The organism is Streptomyces sp. WELS2 (genome assembly GCF_013870595.1).
In the GTDB taxonomy this organism is placed as follows: domain Bacteria; phylum Actinomycetota; class Actinomycetes; order Streptomycetales; family Streptomycetaceae; genus Streptomyces.
In genome coordinates this window covers 1-5,576 of record NZ_JACBWZ010000405.1, presented here as the reverse complement: position 1 = coordinate 5,576, position 5,576 = coordinate 1, and the positions used below count along the sequence as shown (strand labels likewise).

Genomic DNA, 5,576 nt, shown 5'->3' with positions numbered 1-5,576 from the left:
GGCCTTGTCGTGCGGCGGGACGATCTGCGGCAGGCGGTCAGGGAGGGGCGTGAGGGCAACCTCGTTCTCTTCGTGGTCGACGCCTCCGGTTCGATGGCCGCCCGGCAGCGGATGGGTGCCGTGAAGGGTGCCGTGCTGTCGTTGCTGCTGGACGCCTACCAGCGGCGGGACAAGGTGGGACTCGTGACGTTCCGGGGCACCTCGGCGGAGGTCGCGCTGCCGCCCACCTCGTCCGTGGACGCCGCCGCCGCGCGGCTGGAGTCGCTGCCGACCGGCGGTCGTACGCCGCTGGCGGCCGGGCTGCTCAAGGCGCACGAGGTGCTGCGCGTGGAGCGGCTGCGGGACCCGGCGCGGCGCGCGCTGGTGGTCGTGGTGACGGACGGGCGGGCCACGGGCGGTCCGGAGCCCGTGCTGCTCGCGTCCAGGGCCGCCGGGCTGTTCGCGGCCGGGGGTGTCGCCTCGGTGGTCGTGGACTGTGAGTCGGGACCGGTGCGGCTCGGGCTCGCCGGGCGGCTCGCCGCCGATCTCGGCGGTACCGCCGTGACGCTGGACGAGCTGCGGGCGGACTCGATCGCCGGGCTGGTGAAGGGTATTCAGGGCAGGAGGGCCGCGTAGTGCCGCAGGGACAGCCGAGTGTCGTACCGGACGACGGGCTGACGACCCGTCAGCGACGGAACCGTCCGCTGGTCGTCGTGCACACGGGCGTCGGCAAGGGCAAGTCCACCGCCGCGTTCGGGCTCGCGCTGCGCGCCTGGAACCAGGGGTGGCCCATCGGGGTGTTCCAGTTCGTCAAGTCGGCGAAGTGGAAGGTCGGCGAGGAGAACGCGCTGCGGGTGCTCGGTGCCTCCGGTGAGGGCGGGACGGTGGCCTGGCACAAGATGGGCGAGGGCTGGTCGTGGGTCCAGCGCGATGCCCAGATGGACAACGAGGAGAAGGCCCGCGAGGGCTGGGAGCAGGTCAAGCGGGACCTGGCCGCCGAGACGTACCGGCTGTACGTGCTGGACGAGTTCGCGTACCCGATGCACTGGGGCTGGGTGGACACCGCCGAGGTGATCGAGGTGCTGCGGAACCGGCCCGGTACCCAGCATGTGGTGATCACCGGGCGGAACGCGCCTCGGGAGCTGGTGGACTTCGCCGATCTGGTCACCGACATGTCCAAGGTCAAGCACCCCATGGACGTGGGGCAGAAGGGCCAGAAGGGCATCGAGTGGTGACATCGTCGGTGCCCCGGCTGGTCGTCGCCGCGCCCTCGTCGGGCAGCGGCAAGACCACCGTCGCCACGGGGCTGATGGCCGCGTTCGCCGCGCGGGGGCTCGCCGTGTCCCCGCACAAGGTCGGGCCGGACTACATCGACCCGGGGTACCACGCGCTCGCGACCGGGCGTACGGGGCGCAACCTGGACGCGTATCTGTGCGGGCCGGAGCTGATCGCTCCGCTGTTCCTGCACGGGGCGCGGGGGTGTGACCTGGCCGTGGTCGAGGGCGTGATGGGGCTGTACGACGGGGCGGCCGGGCAGGGCGAGCTGGCGTCCACCGCGCATGTGGCGAAGCTGTTGCGGGCGCCGGTGGTGCTGGTGGTCGACGCGTCCGCGCAGTCGCGGTCGGTGGCGGCGCTGGTGCACGGGTTCGCCTCGTGGGATCCGGAGGTGCGCCTCGGGGGCGTGATCCTGAACAAGGTGGGCTCGGACCGGCACGCGGAGCTGCTCAGGGAGGCGCTGGATTCGGCCGGGGTGCCGGTCCTGGGCGTGCTGCGGCGGGTTCCCCAGGTGGACACTCCGTCCCGGCACCTGGGGCTGGTGCCGGTCGCCGAGCGGCGGGCGGACGCGCTGGACGCGGTGGCGGCGATGGCCGCGCAGGTCGAGCGGGGGTGCGATCTCGACGCCCTGTCGCGGCTGGCGAGCAGCGCGGGACCGCTGTCGGACGCGGTCTGGGAACCGCCCGCCGGCAGGGCGGAGGGGCGTGCGGTGGTCGCCGTGGCCGGCGGTCCCGCCTTCACCTTCTCCTACGCCGAGCACGCCGAGCTGCTCACGGCGGCCGGGGCCGAGGTCGTCACGTTCGATCCGCTCCGCGACGAGCGGCTGCCGGACGGCACGGCGGGGTTGGTCGTCGGCGGTGGTTTCCCCGAGGTGTACGCCGCCGAGCTGTCCGCCAACGAGCCCCTGCGCGAGGCGGTCGCCGAACTGGCCCTCTCCGGCGCCCCCGTGGCCGCCGAGTGCGCCGGGCTGCTCTATCTGTGCCGGGAGCTGGACGGCAGGCCGATGTGCGGTGTGCTGGACGCCACCGCGCGGATGAGTGAGCGGCTGACGCTCGGCTACCGGGACGCCGTGGCGGTGGGCGACAGTGCGCTGGCGGCGGCCGGGACGCGGATGCGGGGGCACGAGTTCCACCGCACGGTCGTGGAGCCGGGCGCGGGTGCCGCTCCCGCCTGGGGGGTCACGGCGCCGGTGCGGCGGGTCGAAGGTTTCGTACAGCAGGGCGTGCACGCGAGTTATCTGCACACGCACTGGGCGTCCGCGCCCGGTGTCGCCCGTCGGTTCGTGGAGAGGTGCCGGACGTCATGAGCAGCAGGCTGGTGGGGGTCGGGGTCGGTCCCGGTGATCCGGAGCTGGTGACCGTCAAGGGGGTCAACGCCCTGCGGTCGGCCGATGTGGTCGTGGTGCCCGTCATGGACACCGGGGAGCGGGGGCGGGCCGAGGCGACGGTGGCGCACTACGTGCCCGCGGAGAAGATCGTGCGGGTGGTGTTCGCGCTGAACGAGCGGACCGACCGGGCGCGCCGGGAGGCGGCCTGGGACGCGGCCGGGCGGCGGGTCGCGGAGCTGCTGGAGGCGCACGCGTGCGTCGCGTTCGCCACCATCGGTGACCCGAACGTGTACTCGACGTTCACCTATCTGGCGCAGACCCTCGTGGAGCTGGTGCCGGGTGTGGTCGTGGAGACGGTGCCGGGGATCACCGCGATGCAGGATCTCGCGGCGCGGTCGGGTGCGGTGCTGACGGAGGGCACCGAGCCGCTGACCCTGGTGCCGGTGACGGCCGGGGCGGCCGTGCTGAAGGAGGCGCTGGCCGGGCCGGGCACGGTGGTGGCGTACAAGTTCGGGCGGCAGGCCGGTGAGGTCGCCGAGGCGCTGAAGGAGACCGGGCGGCTCGCGGACGCGGTGTGGGGGTCGGCGCTGGGGCTGCCGGAGGAGTCGGTGCGGCCGGCCGCCGAGCTGGACGGGTCGCCGCTGCCGTACCTGTCGACGCTGATCGCGCCCCCGCGGCGGGACGGCGGCCGGGGCGGGAAGCTGTGAGACCGTCCGGGTCAGCCGGTGACGCCCACCACCAGCCAGATGAACGCGGCGCCCGCGACCGTGCACAGCAGGGTCGAGCGGGCGGGGTGGGCGTGGTGCGCCTCGGGGAGGATCTCGGCCGCGGCGAGGTAGAGCAGGACGCCGCCGAACAGGCCGAGATACCCGCCGAGGACGTCCTCGGGGATGGTGAGGAACACGGACGCGGCGGCTCCGGCAACGGGTGCGACGGCGTCGGCGAAGAGCATGGCGAGGGCCTTGCGGCGGGCGTTGCCGTACAGGCGGGTGAGGGTGAAGGTGTTGAAGCCGTCCGCGAAGTCGTGGGCGATGACGGCGAGCGCGACCGCGGCCCCCATACCGCCGCCCACCTGGAAGGACGCGCCGATCGCCACACCGTCCATCAGACTGTGCCCCACCATGGCGGCCGCCGCGGTCAGGCCCACCTCGGGACTGCGGTACCGGTGCCCCGGCGTGTCGTGGTCGACCTCTGCGGGCCCGGCCGCGTCGTGTCCGGGTGCGTCGTGACCGACCGGCCTGGGTCCGGCCGCGTCGTGACCGACCGGTCCGCGCCCGGCCGCGTCGTGATCGACCGTCCCGTGTCCGCCCGCCCCACGCTGGACCACCGCCTGTTCGCTCACCCCGCGCTGGACCACCGCGTGTTCGACCGCCCCGTGGGCGGTGCGGCGGGCCGCCAGCAGGCGTTCCACCAGATGGGCGAGGAGGAAGCCGGCCACGAACAGCAGCAGTGCGGCCGGGACGCCGTGGATCTCGCTGTCCGCCGCCCGCAGGGCCTCGGGCAGCAGGTCGAGGCCGACCACGCCGAGCATCAGCCCGCCGGCCAGGCCCAGCACCAGGTGACGGCGGTCGGTCACGCGCTGTGCCGTCCAGCCGCCGGCCAGCGTCATCAGGAACGCGCCGAGCGCGACGAAGACCGCCATACGCCCTTGCTATCGGATCGACCCGGGTTCCCGCACGTCCGACGGCAGTCACCGCAGTACTCGTAGGAGAGGACCGATTTCCATGGCCGATGTCACCACCGGCAAGGTGACCTTCGTCGGTGCCGGCCCCGGCGCCGCCGACCTGCTGACGTTCCGGGCCGCGCGGGCCATCGCCGAGGCCGACGTCGTGATCTGGGCCGCGAGCCTGGTCCAGGCGGAGGTCCTCGAGCACGCGCGCGAGGGGGCCGAGATCCTGGACTCGGCGGCCATGTCGCTGGAGGACGTCGTCGCGGTGTACCGACGTGCGTTCGAGGAGGGGCTGAAGGTCGCCCGTATCCACTCCGGTGACCCGGCGCTGTGGGGCGGCACGCAGGAGCAGCTGGACCGCTGCCGGGAGATCGGCATCGCGACCGAGGTCGTACCGGGCGTGTCGTCGTTCTCCGCGGTGGCCGCGCTGGCGCAGCGGGAGCTGACGATCCCGGAGGTCGCGCAGTCCGTGGTGCTGACCCGGCTGGGCGGCGGCAAGACGCCGATGCCGCCCGGCGAGGAGGTGCGCGAGTTCGCCCGGCACGGCACCACCATGGCCGTCTTCCTGTCGGCGGCGCGCAGCGGGCAGCTGGTGCGGGAGCTGCTGGAGGGCGGCTACCCCACCTCGACGCCGGTGGTGGTGGCCTATCAGGCGACCTGGCCGGAGGAGCTGGTCGTGAAGTGCACGATCGGCACGCTGGAGGAGACGGTCAAGGAGCACAGGCTCTGGAAGCACACGCTGTTCCTGGTCGGTCCGGCGCTGGACGCGCACGGCACCCGCTCGCACCTGTACCACCCGGGGCACTTCCACGGCTACCGCAAGGCCGACCCCGAGGCGCGGCGGGCGCTGCGGGAGCAGAGGGCGAAGAGTTGATCACGGTCGTCGGTACCGGGACCGGGACGCCGGCCGGCCCGGATCTGCTCGCCGGGGCCGCGCTGGTGGTCGGCGGCCGGCGGCACCTGGACGCCGCAGCGCTGCCCGAGGGGGCGGAGCGCGTGGTGCTCGGACCGCTCGCGCCCGCGCTGGACACCATCGCGGAGTACGTCGGCAAGGAGCTGCCGGTGGTGGTGCTGGCCTCCGGGGACCCGGGGTTCTTCGGGATCGTGCGCGCGCTGGCGGAGCGGTTCGGTGCCGGGCTGCTGGATGTGCGGCCGGGGGTGTCGTCGGTGGCGACGGCGTTCGCCCGGATCGGGCTGCCCTGGGACGACGCGGTGGTGGTGAGCGCGCACGGCCGTGAGCTGCGGACGGCGGTGAACGTGTGCCGGGCGCGGCCGAAGGTGGCGGTGCTGACCGGTCCCGGGGCCGGGCCGGCCGAGCTGGGCGCG

The 5,576-nt window shown here is 74.1% G+C and carries 7 protein-coding genes; 6 read left to right on the top strand and 1 reads right to left on the bottom strand.

The genetic code is table 11. From position 1 onward, the window contains the following. The 4 genes from H5J33_RS21715 to cobI all read left to right on the top strand — a co-directional run. Positions 1 to 615, top strand: a 615-nt coding sequence (locus tag H5J33_RS21715) for a VWA domain-containing protein (RefSeq protein WP_258565278.1), incomplete at its 5' end; no start/stop codon positions are given. Continuing rightward, complete coding sequence (gene cobO, locus H5J33_RS21710; protein WP_181796591.1) at positions 615 to 1,214, top strand: cob(I)yrinic acid a,c-diamide adenosyltransferase; 600 nt, start codon at positions 615 to 617, stop codon at positions 1,212 to 1,214. The genes H5J33_RS21715 and cobO, both read left to right, overlap by 1 nt. After that, entirely contained in the window at positions 1,211 to 2,560 is a 1,350-nt protein-coding gene (locus H5J33_RS21705; RefSeq protein ID WP_181796590.1) for a cobyrinate a,c-diamide synthase, read from the top strand. The genes cobO and H5J33_RS21705 overlap by 4 nt, the downstream gene beginning before the upstream one ends. After that, complete coding sequence (gene cobI, locus H5J33_RS21700) at positions 2,557 to 3,288, top strand: precorrin-2 C(20)-methyltransferase (protein ID WP_181796589.1); 732 nt, start codon at positions 2,557 to 2,559, stop codon at positions 3,286 to 3,288. Before H5J33_RS21705 ends, cobI begins: the two co-directional genes overlap by 4 nt. A gap of 11 nt (positions 3,289 to 3,299) precedes the next feature. Here the strand turns inward: cobI and H5J33_RS21695 are convergent, their stop codons facing one another. Then, positions 3,300 to 4,223, bottom strand: coding sequence for a ZIP family metal transporter (locus H5J33_RS21695; protein WP_181796588.1), 924 nt, complete (start codon positions 4,221 to 4,223; stop codon positions 3,300 to 3,302). A gap of 82 nt (positions 4,224 to 4,305) precedes the next feature. On the opposite strand from H5J33_RS21695, the gene cobM reads away from it, so the two are divergent. Both cobM and cbiE read left to right on the top strand, forming a co-directional pair. Next, the gene (cobM, locus tag H5J33_RS21690; protein WP_181796587.1) at positions 4,306 to 5,124 is read left to right on the top strand and encodes a precorrin-4 C(11)-methyltransferase; all 819 of its coding nucleotides are present in this window, start codon (positions 4,306 to 4,308) and stop codon (positions 5,122 to 5,124) included. Then, positions 5,121 to 5,576 (top strand): precorrin-6y C5,15-methyltransferase (decarboxylating) subunit CbiE (gene cbiE, locus H5J33_RS21685; protein ID WP_181796586.1); only part of this gene is annotated, 456 nt, incomplete at its 3' end. The genes cobM and cbiE, both read left to right, overlap by 4 nt.

Excerpts from the sequence above, each read along its gene's own strand:
- cobI (WP_181796589.1), top strand. The coding sequence starts at position 2,557 with ATGAGCAGCAGGCTGGTGGGGGTCGGGGTCGGTCCCGGTGATCCGGAG.
- H5J33_RS21695 (WP_181796588.1), bottom strand. The coding sequence starts at position 4,223 with ATGGCGGTCTTCGTCGCGCTCGGCGCGTTCCTGATGACGCTGGCCGGC.
- cobM (WP_181796587.1), top strand. The coding sequence starts at position 4,306 with ATGGCCGATGTCACCACCGGCAAGGTGACCTTCGTCGGTGCCGGCCCC.